The sequence below is a fragment of the Salimicrobium salexigens genome, from assembly GCF_900156705.1.
GTDB lineage: Bacteria > Bacillota > Bacilli > Bacillales > Halobacillaceae > Salimicrobium > Salimicrobium album.
This window is the reverse complement of record NZ_FTOK01000014.1, coordinates 1-23,694: the sequence shown is the minus strand read 5'-3', so window position 1 is coordinate 23,694 and position 23,694 is coordinate 1. Positions and strand designations below refer to the sequence as shown.

At 48.7% G+C, this 23,694-nt stretch carries 22 protein-coding genes and 2 tRNA genes; 21 read left to right on the top strand and 3 right to left on the bottom strand.

The features are described 5' to 3' along the window. Positions 1-22: 22 nt before the first annotated feature. The 11 genes from spoVG to BW931_RS12410 all read left to right on the top strand — a co-directional run bounded on the left by spoVG (position 23) and on the right by BW931_RS12410 (position 12,273). Positions 23-316, top strand: coding sequence for a septation regulator SpoVG (gene spoVG / locus BW931_RS12460; protein WP_008591375.1), 294 nt, complete (start codon positions 23-25; stop codon positions 314-316). Positions 317-578: 262 nt separating this feature from the next. Further along, complete coding sequence (glmU, locus tag BW931_RS12455; protein ID WP_008591376.1) at positions 579-1,958, top strand: bifunctional UDP-N-acetylglucosamine diphosphorylase/glucosamine-1-phosphate N-acetyltransferase GlmU; 1,380 nt, start codon at positions 579-581, stop codon at positions 1,956-1,958. A gap of 15 nt (positions 1,959-1,973) precedes the next feature. Next, positions 1,974-2,930: a ribose-phosphate diphosphokinase gene (locus tag BW931_RS12450; protein ID WP_076572701.1), complete on the top strand. Its 957-nt coding sequence runs from the start codon at positions 1,974-1,976 to the stop codon at positions 2,928-2,930. A 62-nt stretch (positions 2,931-2,992) separates the two neighbouring features. Continuing rightward, positions 2,993-3,631, top strand: coding sequence for a 50S ribosomal protein L25/general stress protein Ctc (locus tag BW931_RS12445; RefSeq protein WP_076572699.1), 639 nt, complete (start codon positions 2,993-2,995; stop codon positions 3,629-3,631). A gap of 120 nt (positions 3,632-3,751) precedes the next feature. Next, positions 3,752-4,309 (top strand): aminoacyl-tRNA hydrolase, encoded by a 558-nt coding sequence (gene pth, locus BW931_RS12440; RefSeq protein WP_076572697.1) that lies wholly within the window; start codon positions 3,752-3,754, stop codon positions 4,307-4,309. An 88-nt stretch (positions 4,310-4,397) separates the two neighbouring features. Further along, on the top strand, positions 4,398-7,931 hold the full coding sequence (mfd, locus tag BW931_RS12435; RefSeq protein ID WP_076572695.1) for a transcription-repair coupling factor: 3,534 nt from the start codon (positions 4,398-4,400) through the stop codon (positions 7,929-7,931). Between the two features lie 138 nt (positions 7,932-8,069). Then, positions 8,070-9,584, top strand: coding sequence for a putative polysaccharide biosynthesis protein (locus tag BW931_RS12430; RefSeq protein WP_143541888.1), 1,515 nt, complete (start codon positions 8,070-8,072; stop codon positions 9,582-9,584). Position 9,585: 1 nt separating this feature from the next. Beyond that, entirely contained in the window at positions 9,586-11,034 is a 1,449-nt protein-coding gene (gene yabN, locus BW931_RS12425; protein ID WP_076572691.1) for a bifunctional methyltransferase/pyrophosphohydrolase YabN, read from the top strand. After that, the gene (locus BW931_RS12420; RefSeq protein WP_008591391.1) at positions 11,031-11,294 is read left to right on the top strand and encodes an RNA-binding S4 domain-containing protein; all 264 of its coding nucleotides are present in this window, start codon (positions 11,031-11,033) and stop codon (positions 11,292-11,294) included. The genes yabN and BW931_RS12420 overlap by 4 nt, the downstream gene beginning before the upstream one ends. Before the next feature lie 137 nt (positions 11,295-11,431). Continuing rightward, entirely contained in the window at positions 11,432-11,809 is a 378-nt protein-coding gene (locus BW931_RS12415) for an FtsB family cell division protein (protein ID WP_076572689.1), read from the top strand. 74 nt (positions 11,810-11,883) lie between these two features. After that, a complete protein-coding gene (locus tag BW931_RS12410) occupies positions 11,884-12,273 on the top strand; it encodes a S1 domain-containing RNA-binding protein (protein WP_008591394.1) in 390 nt (129 codons plus the stop codon). Between the two features lie 154 nt (positions 12,274-12,427). On the opposite strand, the gene BW931_RS12405 is transcribed toward BW931_RS12410, so the two are convergent. Both BW931_RS12405 and BW931_RS12400 read right to left on the bottom strand, forming a co-directional pair. Continuing rightward, positions 12,428-12,499 (bottom strand) — tRNA-Glu (locus BW931_RS12405). 5 nt (positions 12,500-12,504) lie between these two features. Beyond that, positions 12,505-12,578 (bottom strand) — tRNA-Met (locus BW931_RS12400). A gap of 219 nt (positions 12,579-12,797) precedes the next feature. Between BW931_RS12400 and tilS the strand changes: the two genes are divergently transcribed. The 5 genes from tilS to hslO all read left to right on the top strand — a co-directional run bounded on the left by tilS (position 12,798) and on the right by hslO (position 18,630). Continuing rightward, positions 12,798-14,183, top strand: coding sequence for a tRNA lysidine(34) synthetase TilS (gene tilS, locus BW931_RS12395; RefSeq protein WP_076572731.1), 1,386 nt, complete (start codon positions 12,798-12,800; stop codon positions 14,181-14,183). Then, positions 14,176-14,721: a hypoxanthine phosphoribosyltransferase gene (gene hpt, locus BW931_RS12390; protein ID WP_076572687.1), complete on the top strand. Its 546-nt coding sequence runs from the start codon at positions 14,176-14,178 to the stop codon at positions 14,719-14,721. The genes tilS and hpt overlap by 8 nt, the downstream gene beginning before the upstream one ends. A gap of 82 nt (positions 14,722-14,803) precedes the next feature. Continuing rightward, the gene (ftsH, locus tag BW931_RS12385) at positions 14,804-16,834 is read left to right on the top strand and encodes an ATP-dependent zinc metalloprotease FtsH (protein ID WP_076572685.1); all 2,031 of its coding nucleotides are present in this window, start codon (positions 14,804-14,806) and stop codon (positions 16,832-16,834) included. A gap of 126 nt (positions 16,835-16,960) precedes the next feature. Then, complete coding sequence (locus BW931_RS12380) at positions 16,961-17,758, top strand: type III pantothenate kinase (RefSeq protein WP_008591405.1); 798 nt, start codon at positions 16,961-16,963, stop codon at positions 17,756-17,758. Beyond that, on the top strand, positions 17,755-18,630 hold the full coding sequence (hslO, locus tag BW931_RS12375) for an Hsp33 family molecular chaperone HslO (RefSeq protein ID WP_008591407.1): 876 nt from the start codon (positions 17,755-17,757) through the stop codon (positions 18,628-18,630). Before BW931_RS12380 ends, hslO begins: the two co-directional genes overlap by 4 nt. A gap of 16 nt (positions 18,631-18,646) precedes the next feature. Here the strand turns inward: hslO and BW931_RS13580 are convergent, their stop codons facing one another. Further along, complete coding sequence (locus BW931_RS13580; RefSeq protein ID WP_159435715.1) at positions 18,647-18,865, bottom strand: hypothetical protein; 219 nt, start codon at positions 18,863-18,865, stop codon at positions 18,647-18,649. A gap of 146 nt (positions 18,866-19,011) precedes the next feature. Here BW931_RS13580 and cysK point away from each other — a divergent pair, with 146 nt between their 5' ends. The 5 genes from cysK (at position 19,012) to lysS (ending at position 23,343) form a co-directional block, all read left to right on the top strand. Continuing rightward, positions 19,012-19,938 (top strand): cysteine synthase A, encoded by a 927-nt coding sequence (cysK, locus tag BW931_RS12365; RefSeq protein WP_008591409.1) that lies wholly within the window; start codon positions 19,012-19,014, stop codon positions 19,936-19,938. Positions 19,939-20,029: 91 nt separating this feature from the next. Next, complete coding sequence (folP, locus tag BW931_RS12360) at positions 20,030-20,860, top strand: dihydropteroate synthase (RefSeq protein ID WP_076572681.1); 831 nt, start codon at positions 20,030-20,032, stop codon at positions 20,858-20,860. Beyond that, on the top strand, positions 20,853-21,215 hold the full coding sequence (gene folB, locus BW931_RS12355) for a dihydroneopterin aldolase (RefSeq protein WP_008591412.1): 363 nt from the start codon (positions 20,853-20,855) through the stop codon (positions 21,213-21,215). Before folP ends, folB begins: the two co-directional genes overlap by 8 nt. Then, positions 21,215-21,715 carry a 2-amino-4-hydroxy-6-hydroxymethyldihydropteridine diphosphokinase gene (folK, locus tag BW931_RS12350; RefSeq protein ID WP_008591415.1) on the top strand — a complete coding sequence of 167 codons (501 nt, stop codon included), beginning with the start codon at positions 21,215-21,217 and terminating at the stop codon, positions 21,713-21,715. Before folB ends, folK begins: the two co-directional genes overlap by 1 nt. Before the next feature lie 146 nt (positions 21,716-21,861). Beyond that, entirely contained in the window at positions 21,862-23,343 is a 1,482-nt protein-coding gene (gene lysS / locus BW931_RS12345; protein WP_076572679.1) for a lysine--tRNA ligase, read from the top strand. The last annotated feature ends 351 nt before the right edge of the window (positions 23,344-23,694 follow it).

Genomic DNA, 23,694 nt, shown 5'->3' with positions numbered 1-23,694 from the left:
AAACAAAGGTGGTGAATGGTTAATGGAAGTAACTGACGTGAGACTGCGTCGAGTAAACACAGAAGGAAGAATGCGAGCAATTGCTTCTATTACGTTTGATCAGGAATTCGTGGTACATGACGTTCGTGTCATCGACGGGAATAATGGACTGTTCGTGGCGATGCCGAGCAAACGTACACCGGACGGAGAATTCAGGGATATCGCTCATCCGATCAATTCCGGCACGAGAGGTAAAATACAGGAGGCTGTACTCGAAGCTTATCAAAAAGCCGAGGCACCTCAGCAAATGGAATATGAGGGAGCAGGCGCTTCTTAAAAATGTTTCAGAAGAGAATCTGACCGGGACGGGTCAGGTTCTTTTTTAGCTCTCAGCAGTTTCTTTCCCGGAAATAATCGGAGCCGCGTAACTAAAACGGGGCGGGATATTTTTTTCGACAGGAGAAGAAGAAGAGCCGACCACCTGCTATAGTATTGATATACCCATTTCTAAAAAATATAATCACTGACGGGTGTAATGTTGAAATTAATTCTGATTTAAGATAATATTCATAGTGGATAACTATGATGGGGGTTACTTCATGGCCAATCGTTTTGCAGTAGTGCTCGCAGCCGGTCAGGGTACCAGGATGAAATCAAAGCTTTACAAAGTTCTTCATCCTGTAGCCGGAAAGCCGATGGTGCAGCACGTAACAGATCAACTTAATCAATTGGAACTATCGCAGATCATTACTGTTGTCGGTTTCGGAGCGGAAACTGTGCAGGAACAGCTCGGAGACAGCAGTGAGTATGTCATTCAGAAGGAACAGCTCGGCACAGGTCATGCAGTACTCCAGGCCGGAGATCACCTCTCCGGTAAAAAAGGGACGACCGTCGTCGTCTGCGGTGACACACCGCTTCTGACGAGTGATACGCTTGAAGCTCTTCTTTCGCACCATGAACAGAAGCAGGCGAAAGCGACAGTACTTACTGCCCATGCGGAAGACCCGCACGGTTATGGTCGTGTCCTTCGCGATGAACGTGGCGACGTCAAACGTATCGTGGAGCAGAAAGACGCTTCACCGGAAGAGGCGAAGGTGCAGGAAATCAATACCGGAACGTACTGTTTTGATAATGAAATGCTTTTTGAAGCACTCTCCAGCGTTTCGAATGATAATGCCCAGGGGGAATACTACCTGCCGGATGTCATGGAGATTCTTCAAAAAGAAGGGGAATCCGTAAGTGCGTATCAGATGGAAGACCTGAGGGAAGCACTCGGGGTCAATGACCGTGTCGCTCTGTCCAGGGCAGAGGCGTTTATGAGGGAAAGAATCAATGAAAACCATATGCGCGGCGGCGTGACTATTATAGATCCTTCCAATACTTATATCAGTGCGGATGCCGTTATCGGTCAGGATGTCACAATTGAGCCCGGTACCACGATTACGGGTGATACGGTCATTGAGGATGACGTGGTCATCGGTCCGAATTCCACTGTGGAGCGCAGCTATATCGGAGAAGGGTCCGTTGTGAAACAGAGTTTTGTGTCCGACAGTAAAGTGGGCAAACGCGTAAAAATAGGGCCATTTGCGCACATTCGTCCTGAATCGGACCTCGGTGATGAAGTGAAAGTGGGTAACTTCGTTGAGGTGAAGAAAGCTTCGTTCGGTGAAGGAAGTAAAGTCTCCCACCTGAGTTATATAGGGGACGCTGACGTAGGCAGCGGGGTGAATATCGGCTGTGGAACGATCACCGTCAACTATGACGGAAAGAATAAGTTTTTGACTACAATCGAAGATGATGCGTTTATCGGCTGTAATTCGAACCTCATCGCCCCGGTTACCGTTGGGAAAGGTTCGTACGTAGCGGCCGGCTCAACCATTAATAAAGATGTTCCGAAAGAGTCGCTGTCTATTGCAAGAGCACGGCAGACGAACAAAGAAAATTACGCACAGAAACTGAAATCCAAGAAAAAAGATTAATGGAGGGTTCGTTCCATGGCGGCTAAGGATTACCGAAACTCGGAGCTGAAGGTTTTTACTTTGAATTCCAACCCGGCGCTTGCAGAAGAGATTGCCAGCAATATCGGTATTGAGCTCGGGAAATGTACAGTAACTACGTTCAGTGATGGAGAAGTTCAAATCAACATTGATGAAAGTATTCGTGGTTGTGACGTATACGTGGTGCAATCGACAAGTTCACCGGTCAACCAGCACCTGATGGAACTTCTAATTATGATTGACGCACTGAAACGGGCGTCGGCAAACTCGATCAATATCGTCATGCCTTATTACGGGTACGCGAGACAGGACAGGAAAGCCCGGTCGCGTGAACCCATCACCGCTAAACTTGTAGCAGACCTGCTTCAGACTTCCGGAGCGGACCGGGTCATAATGATGGACCTTCATGCTCCGCAAATCCAGGGTTTCTTCGACATACCGATCGACAACCTTATCGGAGTACCTATCCTTTCCGAGTATTTCGAGAATAAGAATCTCGACGACATCGTTGTCGTATCGCCTGACCACGGCGGGGTGACACGCGCCAGAAAAATGGCAGACCGTCTCGGGGCCCCGATTGCCATTATCGATAAACGCCGGCCGCTGCCAAACGTGGCAGAGGTTATGAATATTGTCGGTAACATTGAAGGTAAGACAGCAATTCTGATCGATGATATCATCGACACGGCCGGTACTATCACTTTAGCAGCGAACGCACTGGTCGAGAATGGAGCGAAAGAAGTGTACGCCTGCTGTACTCACCCTGTACTTTCAGGGCCGGCGATCGAACGCATCAATGACTCGAAAATCAAAGAACTGGTCGTCACAAACACGATCCCACTGGGAGAAGACAAACAGAGCGAGAAAATCAACCCGCTTTCTGTTGCTCCGTTGATCAGTGAAGCGATTATCCGTGTACATGAACGGCAGTCCGTAAGTATTCTTTTTGATTAATACGTTTACCCATATGTGAATGAGGGTATATAATAACGATAAATATTTGGAGGTAGATGAAATTGGCTATTAAATTAAAAGCAACGAAAAGAAATAATCTGCAGAAATCCAGTACAAAGGAAATCCGTCAGCGCGGAGAGGTTCCTGGTGTCGTATACGGTAAAGAAAAAGACCCGGTAACTCTTTCCGTAAACAGCATCGAACTTCTTAAAACGGTTCGTGACCACGGCAGAAACGCAATCATTTCCCTCGATGTTGAAGGTGGAGATACACTGGACGTAATGCTTCACGAACACCAGCTCGACCCGCTCAAAGACGAATTGATCCACGCGGATTTCTACGCGGTCAACATGCAGCAGGAAGTAGACGTGGAAGTTTCCATCAACGTGGAAGGAGAGCCTGAAGGCGTACGTGAAGGCGGCGTACTGCAGCAGCCTCTTTACGCTGTAGCTCTTCGTGCGAAGCCCGGTGACATTCCGGAGTCGATTACTGTGGACGTATCCGAACTTCAAATCGGCGACAGCCTGATGGTGAGCGACCTGAAAGAAGGACGTAACTACGAACTTCTTGAAGATGAGAATACGACAATCGTTTCCGTTACTCCTCCGGAAGAAGTTCCGACGGAGCCGGAAGAAGAGACAGACGAGCAGCCGGATATTCTTAAAGACCCGGATGAAGACGAAGATAACGAGAATTCCTGATAAACGAGAGGAACGAGGAAGGGCGTAGCCGAAAAGGCGCGCCCTTTTCTTTCGTTAAGCTTCCGGTTTTTGCTATGCTATAATAACTGTAATCATTCAAAAGAAAAGGAAGTTCAACTTATGAAGTGTATCGTAGGACTGGGGAATCCCGGTAAGAAATATGAAGCTACCAGACATAACGTCGGTTTTCAGGTGATTGATGAGCTTGCAAAGCGGAACAACTGGGCCGTGGAAAAGAAAAAGTTCAACAGCCTGTTCACCACGGAACACGTACGCGGAGAAAAGATCATTTTACTTAAACCTCAGACATATATGAATTTGTCGGGAGGAGCAGTCCGCTCGTTTATGGATTATTTCGGACTCGGAGAAGAGGATCTGCTCGTCATTTATGATGATCTCGATCTCCTGCCCGGAAAAATTCGTCTGCGCCAGAAAGGCGGTCACGGGGGCCATAACGGAATCCGTGATATTATTGACCAGCTTGGTACGAAAGAGTTCAAGCGGCTGCGTGTGGGAATTGGAAAGCCGAAGAGCGACTCGGTCATTAACCACGTGCTCGACCCATTCAGCAAAGAAGAGAAAAAGTATATGGAAGGCAGTATCGACCGTTCCGTAGAAGCGTGTGAGGCGTGGATGGAGAGCAACTTCGATGAAGTTATGAATGAGTATAACAAGTAGGCGGACCGGGTGTCCGGGTCTGTTTTTTACGATTATAAAAAGATGAATTTGAGGGAGAGGAAGCTTTGAAGGTGGAGGGTTGGTTACTATGAATGGAATAAAACAATATTTACGTTCCCACGATGATATTGCTTCAGTTATCGAGGGAGTCAACAGCGGTATAAAAGAACAGATGGTAGCCGGGGTTTCAGGGACGTCAAGAAGCATGCTGGTTTCCGTGGTGCAGGAGGCGGTGAAACGGCCGGTTCTTCTCGTCACTCATCAGCTGCATCAGGCTCAGCAGCTGTATGAAGACCTGCAGGAATGGGCGGACGACTGCCCGGTACATCTCTATCCGGTCAACGAACTGATCGCATCGGAAATCGCTATCGCCAGCCCCGAACTGAGAAGTCAGCGGATCGATGCTCTGGACGAATGGCTTCATGAAGACTCCGGCATTTTCATAGCACCTGTGGCGGCTTTAAAAAGAATAATGCCGCCTGTTTCGTATTGGAAAGAAGCTCAGCTTCATTTTGAAATGGGAGAAGAAATCGATCTTGACCATACGTTGTCGAAGCTTGTGAGAATCGGATATGAACGTACGGGCATGGTCTCTTCCCCGGGTGAGTTTTCGATGCGCGGGGGGATTCTCGACGTTTATCCCCTGACGGAGGAATACCCGGTCCGGATTGAGCTTTTTGATACAGAAGTGGACTCGATCCGTACCTTTGATGTCGAATCACAGCGCTCAAAAGAAAAGCTTGGGAGCACGGTGATCAGATCGGCGACGGAAATGCTTCTGAAACCGGAAGATTACGCCAGGGCTCTGAACAGACTCGAAGACGCCTATCAGGACACGGTCGGCAAGTGGTCGGACCAGGAAGCGAAACAGAGGTTGTTCGAAGAGATCTCCCATGACAAAGAACGGCTGGAACAGCAGGAACGCTTCGAGAATATGTACAAGTACATGGAATTTTTCTATGAAGAGACTTACAGCCTGCTCGATTACCTGTCGCAGGACGGGCTCGTCGTGTTTGATGAAATGAGCAGAATTCAGGAAACAGCACAGCGACTGGATGAGGAGGAAGGGGAATGGCACCGGAACCTGCTTGAAAACGGGCGTACCGTGAAAGACTTGCAGGTGTCCCATGACTGGCATGATATATGGGCGAAAACGACCCATCAGCGCATTTATCTGTCCGTATTCATGAGACATATCCCCTCCACTCAGCCCGGGAATGTCGTCAACATAACAGGGCGGCAGATGCAGGAATTCCACGGCCAGATGAACCTGCTGAAAAATGAGATGGATCGCTGGAAGAAGCAGGACTTCTCGGTCGTTATCGCGGCTTCGGGAGAGCAGCGGAAAGAAAAGGTCCAGGCGGTTCTCGACGATTATGAAATGGAGGCTGTGGTAGGGGAAGAGGATGTAACCCTGCCGGTGAGCACTCCTGTGATCATCGACAGTGCACTCCGGGCCGGTTTCGAGTGGCCGCTCCACAAAATAGCCGTATTGACCGAACGGGAACTGTTTAAAAAACGGGCGCCTAAGCGGAAAAAGAAAGAGAAGATTTCAAATGCCGAACGGATTAAGAGCTATCAGGAACTGAACGTCGGCGATTACGTCGTCCACTCCCACCACGGCATCGGTAAGTACCTTGGCATCGAAACGCTGGAGTCGAGCGGGACGCACAACGATTTCCTGCTGGTCCAGTACTCCGGGAATGATAAGCTGTTCGTGCCGGTGGATCAGATCGACCTGATCCAGAAATACGTCGGTTCTGAAGGAAAAGAGCCTAAAATTTATAAACTCGGCGGCTCCGAGTGGGCAAAAGTTAAGCGGCGCGTCCAGTCTTCGGTTGAAGATATAGCGGATGACCTTATTGAAATTTACGCCGAGCGTGAAGCGTCCAGGGGGCACTCCTTTGAGCAGGACGGGGAAATGCAGAAAGAGTTCGAGGAAGCTTTTCCTTACGAAGAGACCCCCGATCAGGTTCGCTGTATCGAAGAAATCAAACACGACATGGAACGGGTGCGACCGATGGATCGTCTGTTATGTGGAGATGTCGGGTATGGAAAAACGGAAGTGGCTCTCCGTGCCGCTTTCAAAGCGATCGCGGACGGAAAGCAGGTGGCGATACTTGTGCCGACTACGATCCTTGCCCAGCAGCACTACGAAACGCTGACGGAACGTATGCAGGATTTCGGGGTGAATATCGGTCTGATGAGCCGCTTCCGTACGAGAAAGCAGCAGAAGGATAATACGGACGGCCTAAGAAAAGGCCTGGTTGATATTGTAGTGGGAACGCATCGCCTTCTGTCGAAAGATGTCGAGTTCAAAGATCTCGGCCTGCTTATCGTTGATGAAGAGCAGCGTTTTGGCGTGAAGCACAAGGAGAAGATTAAACAGCTGAAAGCGGACGTGGACGTTTTGACTCTTACGGCTACTCCTATACCGCGGACGCTGCACATGTCCATGCTCGGAGTACGGGATCTCTCCGTCATCGAGACTCCTCCGGAGAACAGGTTCCCGATTCAGACGTACGTCATCGAGTACAACCCGGTATTTATACGGGAAGCGGTGGAACGCGAGATGTCGAGGGACGGTCAGGTCTTCTTCCTTTACAACCGTGTCGACAGTATTGACCGGATGGCTTCCCACATATCCGAGCTCGTGCCGGATGCAAGGGTCGCAGTGGCGCACGGGCAGATGAACGAAACAGAGCTTGAGAATATTATGTTCGCCTTTCTGGAAGGAGAATATGACGTGCTCGTAAGTACTACAATCATTGAAACAGGCGTGGACATCCCTAACGTGAACACGCTTATCGTATATGATGCGGACAGAATGGGGCTCAGTCAGCTTTATCAGATTCGCGGACGCGTGGGCCGGTCCAACCGGGTCGCCTACGCTTATTTCACCTATCAGCAAAACAAGGTGCTGACGGAAATCGCCGAAAAACGTCTGGAAGCGATCAAAGAGTTCACGGAGCTCGGATCCGGGTTCAAGATCGCCATGCGTGATTTGTCGATCCGGGGAGCAGGGAACCTGCTCGGCGCCCAGCAGCACGGGTTCATCGACTCTGTCGGGTTCGATATGTATTCACAGATGCTGAAGGATGCGATCGAAGCGAAGCGTCAGGGGAAAACGCCCGAGGCCATACAGCCGTTCCAGCCTGAACTCCAGCTGGATCTCGACGCTTACCTTCCGGGTGATTACATCGCGGATGAGAAACAGAAGATCGACATGTATAAACGTTTTCAGACGATTGAATCGGAAGAGGATATCCAGGATCTTCGTGATGAACTTATCGACCGCTTCGGAGACTATCCGGAGCAGGTGGAGAAATTGTTCACAGTTTCCGTACTGAAGCAGCAGGCGAAACAAAATCGTATTGAAGAAATCACCGAACAGAAGCACATGATCAAACTGGTGATGGAAAAAGAACAGAGCCAGGGCATCGACGGTTCCCGGCTGTTCGAAATGGCCAACCAGTACGGACGGATGGTGCAGCTTGGTACAGATGAGAATCAGCTGACGATCCGATTCCGGCTGGACAGAAATACAAAACCGAGACGCTACGAGCTTATCGAGGAATTTCTGAGACGGCTTCCGTCTATGATGAGGGAAGATGTCGTGTGATTGCTGAAGACCCCCTGACTGCCGTTGCCTGAACAAAAGAGGAACAGGCGGCAGGGGGATTTTGGTTTTTACGGGTGAAGAGCCAGAGCGGCACTGTGATATAATGGGAGTATCATTTTATAGTTGAAAGGTTTCCATATGAAAAATAGTTGGTTGCAAGGGACGGCCTGGCTGATGCTGGCCGGTCTTACAGGAAAAATATTGAGTGCCGGTTATCGTATTCCTCTGCAGAATCTGGGGGGCGATATCGGTTTTTATGTATATCAGCAAATATATCCAATTGTCGGGATAGGAATAATTTTTGCGCTCCAGGGGGTGCCGGCGGCGGTCTCCCGTGTGGTGGCCGAGAACAGGAAGCTTACGGCAGCTTCGTTCTATTTACCGGTCTTCCTCTGCCTCTCGGTGTTTTTCTGGCTGCTTGCGGGTGCAGGCTTTGTAAGTGCCGCATCCCTCGCCGGGCTGATGGACGACCGGAATCTAATAAGTTCTCTTAAGGCATCGTTCCTCGTCTTTCTTTTCGTCCCGTTTCTCGCACTGTTGCGGGGCGCGTTTCAGGGAGAAGAGGATATGAAGACCCCTGCTGTATCCCAGATCCTGGAACAATTTTTACGGGTGGCGGGCATTCTGATTGTAAGCACCATCGTCTACGTGACCGGAAGCGTTTATTTTATCGGAACCGGGACCGCTGCGGCGGTTATAACGGGCATGGTCGCGGCGACAGGTTATCTTTTTGTGAAATGGAAGAAGAGAGAGTTACAGGAGCAGTCGCCTGGTGCCGTTTCTTCTCTTCATTACGTAAAACAGGTGCTGTTCTACAGCGTGCTGATCAGCGTGAATTACATGATGCTTCTGCTTTTGCAGCTGACCGACGCCTTTACGTTCGTCCCTCTCCTCCTCCAGGACCACGGTATTTCTGTAACGGAAGCGAGGGAATGGAAGGGAATCTACGACAGGGCTCAGCCGCTTATCCAGCTCGTTACTGTTCTCGCCTCTTCGCTCGCATTATCCATATTGCCGACCATCGTGCGCTCGGAACAATCCGTGGAACCGGTCCGTCAGGCAATGGCGCTCACTCTGGTTATCAGTACCGCCGCGAGTGTCGGGCTGCTGCTTCTGTTTCCGGAAATAAACAGGTTGTTTTTCCAGGACGAGTCCGGTACCGGGGTACTCCGGGTGCAGATGGTGATGGTGATTATGGTGTCGCTTGCCCTGACGGCCGCTTCTGCCCTGCAGGGGCTGGGTTACGCTGTGTGGACAGCCGCTTTGATCGGCGCCGGCTTAATAGTGAAAGCGGGCTTGAATATAGTATTAATTCCGGAGTTCGGGGCTTACGGTGCGGCGGTCGCCTCCGTTGCAGCCGTGGGTACCGCCGCTTCCGGTAATATTTTTTTACTGAAAAAGAAGTTGAACAGCAGACTGTTTACGTGGAAGTGGGTCCGTATAATACCTGCGCTTGCCGGTATGAGTATTTTCGTACTGGCGTTAAAGTGGCTTTATACTCCGGAAGACAGGCTTCCGCTTCTTCCCTGGGTGCTTGCAGCTTCCGGCGGCGGGGCTGTCGTGTATGCTCTGCTTCTCCGGCAGTTCAGGGTCCTGCCTGCGGAGACTTTGCCGGAACAGTTTAGAAAATGGTTCATAAAGGAGAACGGATAGTATGGGGAAAATACGAATTATCGGACTCGGAGCGGGGGGCCTCTCCCAGCTCCCGGTGGGCACATACCGGAAACTGGTATCCGAAGAGAATAGTGTGTTCACCCGGACGCTTGATCATCCGGCTGTACGTGATTTGCAGGCGGAAGGCGTCCGGTTTATAAGTTTTGATGATGTTTATGAACGTTTCGATTCCTTTGCAAACGTTTATGGGACAATTACGGAGGAGCTGATCGAAAAAGCCCGGCACCGGGACATCTACTACACGGTGCCTGGTCATCCGATGGTCGCAGAGAAGACGGTCCGGCTTCTTCTGGATAACGGGGAGCTCGAGGTGGAAGTCGAAGGAGGACAGAGTTTCCTCGATGATACTTTCCGCACTCTTAAAATCGACCCGGTGGAAGGACTTCAGTTCATGGACGCCACCGGCTTTGAAAGGGAAGAACTGACGTACCGGCAGCATACTCTGTTCTGTCAGGTGTACGATGCAATGATTGCTTCCGAAGTGAAACTTGCTTTACTTGAAGACCTTCCGGCGGACTATCCGGTGACGATCGTAACGGCAGCCGGAAGTGACAGGGAACGTGTGGAAACCGTGGAACTCGCTGATCTCGACCGTACCGTGGAGGTGGACAACCTCACAAGTGTCTACGTTCCGCCAGCCTCCCGGGAGATGCTGAGTCATCAGTTCCAGGAGCTGCGCTCCGTTATCCGCCGTCTCCGGGGTCCCGGCGGGTGCCCGTGGGACCGGAAACAGACCCACACCTCCCTGAAAAAATATCTTATTGAAGAAGCTTATGAGGTTATTGAAGCCATCGACGAAGAGGATGAGGAACACCTGGCAGATGAGCTGGGCGATGTGCTGCTGCAGGTGATGCTTCACAGTCAGATCGGCGAGGATGAAGGGTACTTCACAGTTGACGACGTCATCCGGGCAGTGACGGAGAAAATGATCAGACGCCATCCGCACGTATTCGGTGAAGCGGATATGAATGAAGAGGAAATCAGCCGTAACTGGGAAGCCATCAAGCAGGAGGAATCCCAAAACGCTCGACGTGATTCGCTTCTCGACGGAGTGGTGACACACGCTCCGGCTCTTCTTCAGGCGATCGATCTTCAGAAGAAAGCGTCCAAAGTCGGTTTCGACTGGGATGACAAATCTATGGTTCTTGATAAAATGAGAGAAGAGTGGGAGGAGTATACGTCGGCTGATTCGCAGCGCGAACGGGAGAAGGAACTGGGCGACTTCCTTTTCACCATTGCAAACCTCGCAAGACACGACCGGATTGATGCAGAACTTGCGCTCCAGGAGACGAACAGAAAATTCCGCAGACGCTTCGCTTTTCTTGAAAAAGAAGCGGAACTTGGGAATGAAAAGCTGGAAGAAATGTCTCTTGAACAGTTGGAAGATTGGTGGCAGAAAGCTAAAGAGAAGGAGAGGACTACGGAATGAGACTTGATAAATTTTTGAAAAACGCCCGTCTGATTAAACGGAGAACCCTGGCTAAAGAAGTAGCCGATCAGGGCAGAATTAAAATCAACGGTCAGCCCGGAAAGGCTGCGAGCAAACTGAAAGTCGGGGACGAACTGTATATCCAGTTCGGGCAGAAACTTTTGACTATCGAAGTGAAAGAACTGAAAGAGACTGTACGTAAAGACGAAGCTGCCGACCTTTATGAAATCAAAAACGAAGAAGCGATCAACAAGGATTGATTTCATCGATGACAGAGGAATGGAAAAATATCGGCTTTTTTAGCGGAAATGTGAAAAAATAGTAGAAAATTCACGGGATTTATAGGTTACATTTCAACAAAAACATGTATAATGAGTGTAAGGAGGCCTGTTAAACAATGAGTGAAAAGAAATCGGTTACACGGTTGGACTCTACATACATGGATCAGTATGAAGCACATGTAGAGCGGCAAAGAAGAAAAAAGAAGCGATTGTTCCGCCGTTTGGCTTTATTTGGTTTGCTCATGCTAATTATAACGAGCTCACTTGCTGTTTATCATGTCCAACAACGTATGGTATACGCTGAAAAAGAAGCGGAGTATGAACAATTGCAGGAAGAGATGGCCAGTCTGGAAGACAAAGAAGCGGACCTTAAGGAAGAGAAAGAACTCCTCCAGCAGGAAGAATACGTTCTCGAGATTGCCAGAAGTAATTACTTCTTCTCTAAAGAAGGAGAAATTATCTTTAAAATTCCCAATGAAGAACCTTCATATTGACACTTTTTTAAAAGCATATATATAATAAGATAGGAAATTCTTTTATCGAAATTTTAAGGAGGAGCATTTTTTTTATGGCCATTGAAGTAGGCAGCAAGTTACAGGGTAAGGTTACTGGTATCACTAATTTTGGAGCGTTTGTGGAGCTTCCGGAGGGTCAGACCGGTCTTGTTCACATCAGTGAAGTCGCCGACAACTATGTGAAGGATATCAACGAACATTTAAGTCGTGGGGATGAAGTGCAGGTGAAAGTCATCAACGTAGGAGACGATGGCAAGATAGGCCTCTCCATTAAAAAGGCGAAAGAAACACCGAAACGTACACAGCCTCAAAAGCCCCGGAAGCCGGAAGAATCTTTTGAACAAAAGATGAACCGCTTCATGAAAGATAGTGATGAGCGTTTGACGTCACTGAAAAAGCATACAGAATCGAAACGCGGAGGCCGCGGCTCTAAGAGAGGGTAGCTTGCTGTCTATAACAATCGATGAATGTTGCAGAAAAAGAGGCTCAATCTCAAATTAAATCAAAAAGAGCGGAAAACCAGGTATAGCTCCTGACTCCGCTCTTTTTTTATGCAACAAAAAAACCGTCTTCCGGTATGGAAGACGGTTTGTAGTATGACCCGTACGGGACTCGAACCCGTGTTACCGCCGTGAAAGGGCGGTGTCTTAACCGCTTGACCAACGGGCCGCAAATGGCGGCGGAGGGAATCGAACCCACGACCTCACGGGTATGAACCGTACGCTCTAGCCAGCTGAGCTACGCCGCCGTTGTTTTAAGCACAAGGATTATAATACACAATCCTGAAAAGACTGTCAACGGGTATGGGATGTTTTTTCACCGCGAATGTCTTCCTTTTCCCGGGAAAAGGAAAGTGACTAAATATTGAACTGGAGCGAGGGATTTTTTTCTCGGGAACTCCCCGCTTTTCTTGTGCGGAATAACGTCCAGTGATAACATAAAAGGGCGACAGATGGGGGATGAAGATATGAAGAAGGTAGATACTTTCGTACAAAGGCACGGACTTATCAAAGAAGGAGATACGATAGTCGCCGCAATCTCCGGAGGTCCGGACTCTCTTGCACTGCTGCACTACCTTTCTGAGTTGAAACAATCTCTGTCACTGACGGTAATCCCGGCTTCCATCGATCATGGTCTCAGAGGAGAGGAGTCCCGGGAAGACGTGGCTTACGTAGCGGAAATATGCGAACGTCTCCGCCTTCCCGTGGAGAAGATCACCCTGGACGTCGGCAGCTACATGAAAAAGAACAGTATGGGGACCCAGGAAGCGGCCCGCATTCTTCGCTATAAAGCACTTGCGGAAGTGATGTATACATATGAAGCAGACAGTCTGGCCCTCGGCCACCACGGAGACGATCAGGTGGAGACGCTGTTCATGCAGCTGACCCGTGGCGCGAGCCCCTCCGGAGTAACAGGCATGCCGGTTACGAGAAAATTCGCCGGCGGACAGATTATTCGGCCGCTGCTGGAGATGACGAAAGAAGAACTGGAACGCTACTGCAGGGACGCAGGACTAACACCGCGATATGACCCTTCCAACGAGGAAACGGCATATACGAGAAACGCCTTTCGCCATCGGCTTATCCCTTTTTTGAAAGAACAGAACCCGAAACTTCATACCCACATTCAGGCCTACAGTGAAAGAAAGATGGAAGACGAAACGTTTCTTCTGGAAAAAGCTTCTGAAATCATGGAGGAGCTCTCCTTTTCCGAAGGCAGAGCGGAAGCTTCCATAAGTTCTCTGCAACGTTATCCGATTGCTTTACAAAGAAGAGCCTTTCATCTAATATTGAACTATCTGTACAATGGACAGACAGAAAATATCACTTATGTGCATGAAGATTTGTTTTTACGGTTAATGGATGGTGATCGGGCAAACAGTACCCTGAATTTTCCGAAAGACCTTCATATTATCAGAGAATACGACAAGATTCTGTTCACATTTGAAGACCCGGAGCCTGCCTCCTATCGGCTGGAGCTCCAGCCCGGTGAATCCGTTCTTCTTCCCGGAGGAGACGGACTGGCAGCCGACTTCGTAACCGGAGCGGAAGAGGTATCTCCGAACGAATTTATATGTGATGAATCTCACGTGAGTTTCCCTCTGATTGTCAGAACCCGCCGGGATGGAGATCGGATGAAGCCTGCAGGAATGAAGGGGACGAAAAAGATAAAAGACATTTTCATCGATTGCAAAGTTCCCTTGAGAGAAAGGGAAGATTGGCCGGTCGTTACAGACAGTGATGGTACTGTTCTATGGATTCCCGGAATAAAAAAAGCGGCAGTGGAACAGACTACGGGTTCCCTGATCCGAGTGACTTACAACAGAGCTGGTAGGAGGAACGAGGATGCATAACGAAATAGAACGTATTTTGATTTCCGAAGAGGAAATACAGAACAAATGCAGTGAAATAGGCGGGGAACTTTCCCGTGAATATGAAAATCGCTTCCCATTGGCGATTTGCGTACTGAAAGGAGCTATGCCTTTCATGTCCGACCTTGTGAAGCGCATGGATATCCATCTGGAAATGGACTTTATGGACGTGTCCAGTTACGCAGGTATGCGTTCCACAGGAGAAGTCAAAATCGAGAAAGACCTCGATACGCAGGTGGAAGGCCGGGACCTTCTTATCATAGAAGATATCATTGACAGTGGCCGCACCCTCAACTATCTGGTGGACCTGTTTAAATACAGGAAAGCGAACTCCATAAAAATCGTGACGCTGCTCGACAAGCCTGCGGGACGGTATGCTCAGATCAAAGCGGACACTGTCGGTTTTGAAGTCCCGGATGAGTTTGTGGTAGGGTACGGACTGGATTACAACGAAAAATACAGAAACCTGCCGTACATCGGTGTTTTGAAACCGGAAATATACAGTGGGAAAAACGACTGACTTTCAGTAGTAATTATTTGTAGGAAAAGAATTTAATGTGATACTATTTACTATAGTTTTCTCTCACAGGAGGAGGTAGGCAATGAATCGGATATTCAGAAATACAATTTTTTACTTACTTATCTTCCTCGTTGTAATTGGCATATTAAGCCTGTTCCGAGGTCAAGGTGAGCCACAGGAAACACTTTCTGTGAACCAGTTTTTAGATAGACTTGATAATGGTGAAATACAGGAATTAACCTTACAGCCTGTCAACAACGTATATGTTGCTAAAGGTCAGCTGGAAGGGGAAGGAGAAGACAACTCCTTCAGTGTACATCTCCCTGCGAACGAACAGTTCATTTCCCAGGTGACAGAAACAGCGACCGGCCAGAGCATACTGAACGTGGAAGAAGAAGAAGAGCCTAGTGCATGGGTAACGTTCCTTACAGGAATCATTCCTTTTGTTATTATCTTCATTCTGTTCTTCTTCCTGCTGAATCAGTCTCAGGGCGGCGGCGGCAAGGTTATGAACATGGGTAAAAGTAAGGCGAAAATGTACAGCGACGATAAGCAGAAAGTCCGCTTTAAAGACGTCGCAGGTGCTGATGAAGAGAAACAGGAGCTTGTGGAAGTCGTCGATTTCCTTAAAGATCCGCGTAAATTCGCCCAGGTCGGTGCCCGTATTCCAAAAGGGGTGCTCCTCATGGGGCCTCCTGGTACAGGTAAGACACTACTTGCCCGTGCCGTAGCCGGAGAAGCAGGTGTACCTTTCTTCTCCATCAGTGGTTCCGACTTCGTTGAAATGTTTGTCGGTGTCGGTGCATCACGTGTCCGTGACCTTTTTGAAAATGCGAAGAAGAATGCTCCTTGTATCATCTTTATTGATGAGATGGACGCAGTAGGACGTCAGCGTGGCGCCGGTCTGGGCGGTGGTCACGATGAGCGTGAGCAGACCTTGAACCAGCTGCTTGTGGAAATGGACGGGTTCGGAGCCAACGAAGGAATCATCATGATTGCAGCTACCAACCGTCCGGATATCCTTGACCCTGCCCTGCTTCGTCCAGGACGTTTTGACCGTCAGATCACGGTTAACCGTCCGGATGTAAAAGGTCGTGAAGCTGTACTTGCAGTACACGTTCGGGAGAAACCACTTGGTACGGATGTGGATCTGAAGACGATCGCTCTTCGTACACCAGGGTTCTCCGGTGCCGATCTTGAAAACCTCCTTAACGAGGCAGCTCTTGTAGCGGCACGAACGGATAAAGATAAAATTGAAATGGCGGATATCGATGAAGCGATCGACCGCGTAATCGCAGGTCCTGCCAAGAAGAGCCGGGTCATCTCGAAAAAAGAACGCGATATCGTTGCTCACCACGAAAGTGGTCACACTGTTATCGGTATGGTGCTGGATGATGCGGACATGGTCCACAAAGTTACAATTGTTCCGCGTGGTCAGGCCGGCGGTTATGCCGTAATGCTTCCGAGAGAGGACCGCTACTTCATGACTAAACCGGAACTCTTCGATAAAATCACCGGGCTGCTCGGTGGCCGGGTAGCAGAAGAGGTTATGTTCGGTGAAGTCAGTACCGGCGCCCATAACGACTTCCAGCGTGCTACGAGCATTGCCCGCAGCATGGTCACGGAGTACGGCATGAGTGAAAAACTCGGACCGCTCCAGTTCGGTTCCAGTCAGGGCGGCCAGGTATTCCTCGGCCGGGACATTCAGAACGAACAGAACTACAGTGATCAAATTGCTTTTGAAATTGACAGAGAAGTTCAGAACTTCATCAATTACTGTTATGATCGTGCCAAGCAGATCCTCACAGAGCATAAAGATAAGCTTGAACTGATGGCTCAGACGCTTCTCGAAGTAGAAACGCTCGATGCTACAGAAATCAAGTACCTGTTTGAGGAAGGCCGTATGCCTACGGAAGAAGAACTGGAAGAGCTGGCTCAAAAGAACAACTCTACTATTCACGAATCTTCTTCCCTGGAAGAAAGTGACGAATTGAAATCCAGTGCGCCATCTGCAGATAAGGAAAATGCCTCTTCTGAAGAGACGGAAGAAGAAACAGAAAAAACAGATGATAATGCTGATCGGACTCAGACAGACGAGGAAGATAAGCGTTAATAAATGTTGGGAGTTTCGGGGGAGCTGTGCCATTGCGGTACAGCTCCCTTCTTTCGGCAACGGGTGAGAAATTATGATATTATAAATCCAGATGAAGTACGATACGAAGGTATGGGGGCTGTTTCTATGAATTTTGTACTCGACGTAGGGAACACAAACACGGTGTTAGGTGTTTTTAAGGAAGATGTATTAAAATATCATTGGCGGATCAAGACCGATCGTCACAAAACGGAAGATGAATACGGGATGCTCATCCAGTCACTGTTTGCTTATGAAGGTCTGTCGTTTTCGGATATTAAGGGTGTCACTATTTCTTCCGTGGTCCCTCCTATTATGCACTCGCTTGAACGGGTGGCAGAGAAATACTTTCACCGTAAGCCCATCGTTATCGGGACGGAAGAAGTGGAAGAAGGATTGGACATGGCTTACCCGAACCCTGCTGAAATCGGGGCGGACCGGATCGTGAACGCTGTCGGAGCCATCCATGATTATAAGACTCCGGCCATCATCATCGATTTTGGTACGGCTACCACGTACTGTTACATCGACGGAGAAAACCGGTATGCCGGAGGAGCGATTGCGCCGGGTATCAATATTTCCATGGAAGCCCTGTACGCAAAAGCGGCGAAGCTTCCTAAAATAGAAATCAAACAGCCGGGGGAAGTCGTAGGTCAGTCAACGGTGGAAGCGATGCAGTCCGGTGTTTTCTACGGGTATGTAGGACAGGTGGACGAAGTCGTACGCAGGATGAAGGAAGCGAACGGGGAGGCCCCTTCCGTTATTGCTACGGGAGGGCTGGCTGATCTGATTGCGAATGAATCACGGACGGTAGAACACGTCGATCCGTTTTTGACTTTAAAAGGATTGAACGTCATTTACCAGAGAAATAAGGATAAGGATATATTTCAAGGAGGTACAACATGAAAGATCATTTAATTCGGGCAACGGCTTTTGAAGGTCAGGTACGTGCGTATGCTATACAGTCTACGGACATGGTGGAAGAGGCGAGACGCCGTCACGATGCATGGGCTACTACATCGGCAGCGCTCGGCCGTACGCTTACCATCGGTTCCATGATGGGAGCGATGATGAAAGGCGACGACAAAATGACGATTAAGGTCGAAGGTAACGGTCCGGCCGGAGCGATTATTGTGGACGCTGCATCTACAGGGAATGTGCGCGGGTACATTCAAAACCCTCACGTGGACTTCGATTCCAATGAGCATGGAAAGCTCGACGTGGCCAGAGCTGTAGGAGACAGCGGTTCGATCAGCGTAGTCAAAGATCTTGGTCTGAAGGATTACTTCACAGGTCAAGTGCCGATTATTTCCGGGGAAATAGCTGAAGACTTCACGTATTACTTCACCAATTCCGAACAGGTTCCTTCGGCTGTAGGGGCCGGTGTACTGGTGGATACCGATTATACGATCAGTGCTTCGGGAGGTTTTATCATTCAGATGATGCCCGGAGCTTCGGAGGAGACGATCAGTGAGATCGAACGGAGACTTACTGAAATGAAGTCGGTGTCCACACTGGTTAACGAAGGTAAAACTCCGGAAGAAGTTCTGAACACCATTCTCGGTACGGAAAATGTGAAGGTTCTTGATTCCCTGCCTGTGGCTTTCGAATGCCATTGTTCCAGAGAAAGAATCGAGACAGCCATCGCCAGTCTCGGAGACGAAGAAATCGACCGTATGATAGAAGAAGATGGAGGCGCGGAAGCTACTTGCCATTTCTGCAACGAAGTGTACCAGCTTGATGAGCAGGATCTGAAAAGTCTTCAGTCCACTTCTTAAAAAGATATAAGTACGACTACAGACCGGCAGAAGCCGGTCCGTTTTTTATTTCGGGAACTTCTAACCGGGTGGTTCCGCTTTTCTTGGCTAGCTGCACCACCCAGAAGCCCACGGTCCAAGCTGTAGCTTCTTTTTCAGGATAGTACGCCTGAAAAGCGAACCTCCGGCTTATGCCCGGAACTTCTAACCGGGTGGTTCCGCTTTTCTTGGCTAGCTGCACCACCCAGAAGCTCATGTCCTAAGCAGTACACTTATTTTCGGGAGAAGTCACCCGAAAAGTAAGCCTCCTGCTTACGCTTTTCGTTGTAATTGACATTTTCCCTGTTTTTCTTTATATTAGTATCAAACCCTATTAAAATGCTAGGAATTAGGAGTGGTCGAATGAGGATAGCTAATGACATTACGGAGCTCGTTGGAAAAACCCCTGTAGTTAAGCTGAACGGCAGCGCTGAAGAAGGCCATGCCGATATTTATCTTAAACTGGAATATATGAACCCCGGAAGTTCGGTCAAAGACAGGATAGCGCTCGCCATGATCGAGGCGGCCGAACAGGAAGGTAACCTGAAAGACGGGGACGTGATTGTCGAACCTACGAGTGGAAACACTGGTATTGGTATTGCGATGATCGCGGCTGCGAAAGGGTATAAGACGAAACTTGTCATGCCTGATACGATGAGCCAGGAACGGCGGAACCTCCTGAGAGCCTATGGGGCAGAACTTATACTTACCCCCGGCGCAGAAGGAATGAAGGGAGCTATAAGAAAAGCTTCTGAACTTAGTGAAAGCCACGGGTATTTTATGCCTCAGCAATTTGATAACCAGGCAAACGTGGAAGTGCACGCAAACACGACAGGACCTGAAATAGTGGAACAGATGGGTGAAGAACTGGACGCGTTCGTTGCAGGAATCGGTACAGGAGGTACTATTTCAGGTGCGGGCCGAGTGTTGAAAGAGAAATACAAAGATATCGAAATAGTAGCTGTCGAACCGGAAGACAGCCCTATCCTCTCCGGGGGAGAGCCGGGTCCTCACAAAATCCAGGGACTCGGAGCCGGTTTTATCCCGTCCATTCTCGATACGGATATATATTCCGAAGTTATCCAGGTGACGACGGATCAGTCATTTGAAGAAGCGCGAGCAGCAGCGCGTAAAGATGGTGTACTGGGGGGAATTTCCTCCGGGGCCGCTATTTATGCAGCCAAACAAGTGGCGAAACGGCTAGGAAAAGGGAAGAAAGTACTTGCAATCATTCCAAGTAACGGAGAACGTTACCTTTCGACACCGCTGTATCAGTTCGATGACGAATAATGTAACTGCATCCTTAAAAGGGTGCAGTTTTATTTTTGAAAAGAATCGGTTATTATCGGTATAGAAAACGACAAAAGTCAGGTGGGTGAAAATGAATAACATACGGATTGGACGACGAACGTATGACTTGGATGAAGAGACCCTGGTGATGGGTATTCTGAATGCCACTCCCGATTCCTTTTCGGACGGGGGCCGTTTCAATGATGTTTCCCATGCCGTAGAACATGCGGTACAAATGGTGTCAGATGGTGCTTCCATTATAGATATCGGCGGGGAGTCGACAAGACCGGGACATGAGCCTGTTTCGGAACAGGAAGAGATTGAAAGGATTGTTCCGATAATACGTGAAGTACGAAAAGAGATCACCGTCCCTATTTCTATTGATACGTACAAAGCGGAGGTGGCCAGGCAGGCGATCGAAGCAGGTGCCGATATTATCAACGATGTCTGGGGAGCGAAGCGTGATCCTCGTATTGCCGAAGTTGCTGCTGCCTGCGGGGTACCGATTATCCTTATGCACAACCGGGAGGAGCGCAACTACTCATCTCTCATTGAAGATATGAAAGCGGATCTTCTGGAGAGTGTGGAAATCGCACGGGGCAGAGGGGTACCGGAAGCGGATATTATTCTGGACCCGGGCATCGGTTTTGCGAAGACGATGCAGGATAACATGGTGGCGATGCGTCACTTAAAAGAATTCAAAGATCTGGGTTACCCGCTCCTTCTCGGAAGTTCCAGGAAACGTTTTATCGGCAGCGTGCTGAACACGGAGACCGAAGACCGTATGGAAGGTACCGGAGCGACCGTATGTTACGGCATTACCCAGGGCGTGGGTATCGTAAGAGTGCACGACGTGAAAGAAATCGTACGAATGACGAAAATGATGGACGCAATGATGGGAAGAGGTGAGTGGAATGGATAAAATATATTTGAACAACATGAAGTTTTACGGATACCACGGGGTTTTTCCGGAGGAGAATAAACTGGGGCAGCATTTCACGGTAGATTTGCAGTTGGAAGCTGAATTGAAAGAAGCGGCATCAACGGACGACGTTTCGAAGTCGATCGATTACGGAGCGGTACATGAAGTTACGAAAGAAATCGTGGAAGGTCCTGCGAGAAACCTTGTTGAAACTGTAGCCGAGGAAATAGCCGACAAACTGTTTGCAGAGTTCGCGATGCTTGAAGCCTGCCAGGTGAGAGTGAACAAACTGCATCCTCCGATTCCGGGACATTATGATTCGGTGTCCATTGAGATATACCGGAGTCGTGACTGATGAATACAGCTTACGTAGCCCTGGGTTCAAACATTGACCCGCGGAAAACATATTTTCAGGAAGCGATCCGCCTTCTCGGGGAGCACCCTTCTGTAAAGGTGGAGCGGTTCTCTGCACTTTACGAGACGGATCCGGTCGGGTACGTGGAACAGGAAGATTTTCTTAACATGGTAATTATGCTCAGCACTTCCCTTGAACCGCTGGAGCTTCTTGATGTGTGCCAGAATATTGAGCTGGAGCTTGGAAGAGAACGTCTTGTGAAGTGGGGCCCAAGGACGATAGACCTTGATATACTGGCTTTCAACCGGAAAGAAATCAACACCGATCGTCTCGTTTTGCCGCACCCTCATCTGCATGAGCGGGCTTTTGCCCTCATCCCTCTGGCGGATGTCGAAAAAAAGCTCATCATCCCCAATGACGGGAAAAGCGTAGAGGAGCTGGTGGAAAGATTATCGGAACAAGAGTGGAAGGCAGTGAGAAAGGTGGACTGCAGGCTTTAGTACAGCCCGGTGAAAAGCGCTCAAACCGTTGACACCCGGGATGGTCTTTTCTATACTATTCAATAGTATGATACTGCCAGTGTGTGATTTGCTGGCAGTATTCTATTTTGAAGCGGTGAAATCAAACATAGAACGGAGTGAGAAACATGGCTGATGAGATGAATGAATATATGCAGGTACGTCTCGACAAAATGAACAGCTATAGAGAACAGGGGATCGACCCTTTTGGAGACAAGTTCGAGCGTACGCATTTAGCTCAGGATCTGCACGAGTCATATGAAGAGGTTACGAAAGAGGAGCTTGAAGAGAAACAGGTGCCGGCTGTCGTTGCGGGGAGAATTATGACAAAACGCGGCAAGGGGAAAACGGGTTTCGCTCACATCCAGGACTTAAGTGGTCAGATTCAGCTTTATGTCCGGAAAGATGAAATCGGAGAAGAGAATTATGAGCTTTTCAAATCGGCGGACATGGGAGATATCGTCGGGGTGGAGGGTGTTATGTTCAAAACGAACGTCGGCGAACTATCCGTCAAAGCACAGAAGTTCCATATGCTGACGAAATCCTTGCGTCCCCTCCCGGAGAAGTTCCATGGTCTGAAAGATGTGGAACAGCGTTATCGTCAGCGCTACCTGGATCTTATTACGAATCCTTCGAGTAAAGAAACGTTTATTACCCGGAGTAAAATCATCCAGTCGATGCGCCGTTATCTCGATGGTCTCGGCTTCCTCGAAGTAGAGACACCTATGATGCACGGTATTCCTGGCGGAGCGGCAGCACGTCCGTTCGTAACTCACCACAATGCTCTTGATACGGAGCTATATATGAGGATCGCCATTGAACTTCACTTGAAGCGCCTTATCGTGGGCGGCCTGGAAAAAGTTTACGAAATCGGACGCGTCTTCCGTAATGAAGGAGTATCCACACGCCATAACCCCGAGTTCACAATGCTTGAGCTGTATGAAGCTTTCGGAGATTACCACGATATTATGGATCTCACGGAAGAACTGATAGCTCATATTGCAAAAGACGTTCTTAATACAAGTAAAATAGCTTACGGGGAACAGGAAATCGACCTTGAACCGAAATGGACACGACTGCATATGGCGGACGCCATCAAAGAAGAGACAGGTGTAGATTTCCGGAAAGAGATGTCGGATGATGAAGCCCGTCAGTTAGCTGAAAAACACGGAGTGGAGATCGATAAAAACATGACATTCGGACATATTATGAATGAATTCTTCGAACAGAAAGTCGAAGAGAAGCTTATTCAGCCTACTTTCATATACGGTCATCCTGTAGAAATTTCTCCACTTGCAAAACAGAACCCGGACGATAAACGCTTTACGGATCGTTTCGAACTGTTCATCGTCGGCAGGGAACACGCTAACGCATTTTCCGAGCTGAATGACCCGATAGATCAGCGGAAGAGGTTTGAAGCCCAGGTGGAGGAAAGAGAAGCCGGGAATGATGAAGCTCACCTTATGGATGAAGATTTCCTCGAATCTCTGGAATACGGGATGCCGCCGACAGGCGGTCTCGGCATAGGAGTCGATCGTCTCGTAATGCTTTTGACAAATTCTTCTTCTATTCGTGATGTTCTGTTATTCCCACAAATGAAGCAAAAGTGAAGATTATAAAAAAACCGTCCTTCAGAGGGGCGGTTTTTCTATTATTACTTAAAATACCTGCAAATGTTTTTCAGAAAAAACTTTTAATTAAACAACTATTGCACCTGATTCTGAATCGTGATAAATTATTATTTGTCGCATTAAGAAAGCCGGGAACGGCAGACGATGCGAAACAAAAAAATATATAAAGTTGTTGACGGGAAACCTTCAGCATGATATATTAATTAAGTCGCTGTTTTGAGACGACGCTGTAATGGATCTTTGAAAACTGAACAATGTTTTATGCCATGCGTCAATTTTTTGAACGAATTATGATTGAGCTAATCAATCTCTTTTATGGAGAGTTTGATC

Excerpts from the sequence above, each read along its gene's own strand:
- BW931_RS13580 (WP_159435715.1), bottom strand. The coding sequence starts at position 18,865 with ATGAGCTTCTGGGTGGTGCAGCTAGCCAAGAAAAGCGGAACCACCCGG.
- BW931_RS12430 (WP_143541888.1), top strand. The coding sequence starts at position 8,070 with ATGAAAAATAGTTGGTTGCAAGGGACGGCCTGGCTGATGCTGGCCGGT.
- hpt (WP_076572687.1), top strand. The coding sequence starts at position 14,176 with ATGCATAACGAAATAGAACGTATTTTGATTTCCGAAGAGGAAATACAG.
- cysK (WP_008591409.1), top strand. The coding sequence starts at position 19,012 with ATGAGGATAGCTAATGACATTACGGAGCTCGTTGGAAAAACCCCTGTA.
- BW931_RS12450 (WP_076572701.1), top strand. The coding sequence starts at position 1,974 with ATGGCGGCTAAGGATTACCGAAACTCGGAGCTGAAGGTTTTTACTTTG.
- BW931_RS12420 (WP_008591391.1), top strand. The coding sequence starts at position 11,031 with ATGAGACTTGATAAATTTTTGAAAAACGCCCGTCTGATTAAACGGAGA.
- glmU (WP_008591376.1), top strand. The coding sequence starts at position 579 with ATGGCCAATCGTTTTGCAGTAGTGCTCGCAGCCGGTCAGGGTACCAGG.
- tilS (WP_076572731.1), top strand. The coding sequence starts at position 12,798 with ATGAAGAAGGTAGATACTTTCGTACAAAGGCACGGACTTATCAAAGAA.
- BW931_RS12415 (WP_076572689.1), top strand. The coding sequence starts at position 11,432 with ATGAGTGAAAAGAAATCGGTTACACGGTTGGACTCTACATACATGGAT.
- folP (WP_076572681.1), top strand. The coding sequence starts at position 20,030 with ATGAATAACATACGGATTGGACGACGAACGTATGACTTGGATGAAGAG.
- yabN (WP_076572691.1), top strand. The coding sequence starts at position 9,586 with ATGGGGAAAATACGAATTATCGGACTCGGAGCGGGGGGCCTCTCCCAG.
- ftsH (WP_076572685.1), top strand. The coding sequence starts at position 14,804 with ATGAATCGGATATTCAGAAATACAATTTTTTACTTACTTATCTTCCTC.
- mfd (WP_076572695.1), top strand. The coding sequence starts at position 4,398 with ATGAATGGAATAAAACAATATTTACGTTCCCACGATGATATTGCTTCA.
- pth (WP_076572697.1), top strand. The coding sequence starts at position 3,752 with ATGAAGTGTATCGTAGGACTGGGGAATCCCGGTAAGAAATATGAAGCT.
- lysS (WP_076572679.1), top strand. The coding sequence starts at position 21,862 with ATGGCTGATGAGATGAATGAATATATGCAGGTACGTCTCGACAAAATG.
- spoVG (WP_008591375.1), top strand. The coding sequence starts at position 23 with ATGGAAGTAACTGACGTGAGACTGCGTCGAGTAAACACAGAAGGAAGA.
- BW931_RS12380 (WP_008591405.1), top strand. The coding sequence starts at position 16,961 with ATGAATTTTGTACTCGACGTAGGGAACACAAACACGGTGTTAGGTGTT.
- folB (WP_008591412.1), top strand. The coding sequence starts at position 20,853 with ATGGATAAAATATATTTGAACAACATGAAGTTTTACGGATACCACGGG.
- hslO (WP_008591407.1), top strand. The coding sequence starts at position 17,755 with ATGAAAGATCATTTAATTCGGGCAACGGCTTTTGAAGGTCAGGTACGT.
- BW931_RS12410 (WP_008591394.1), top strand. The coding sequence starts at position 11,884 with ATGGCCATTGAAGTAGGCAGCAAGTTACAGGGTAAGGTTACTGGTATC.
- folK (WP_008591415.1), top strand. The coding sequence starts at position 21,215 with ATGAATACAGCTTACGTAGCCCTGGGTTCAAACATTGACCCGCGGAAA.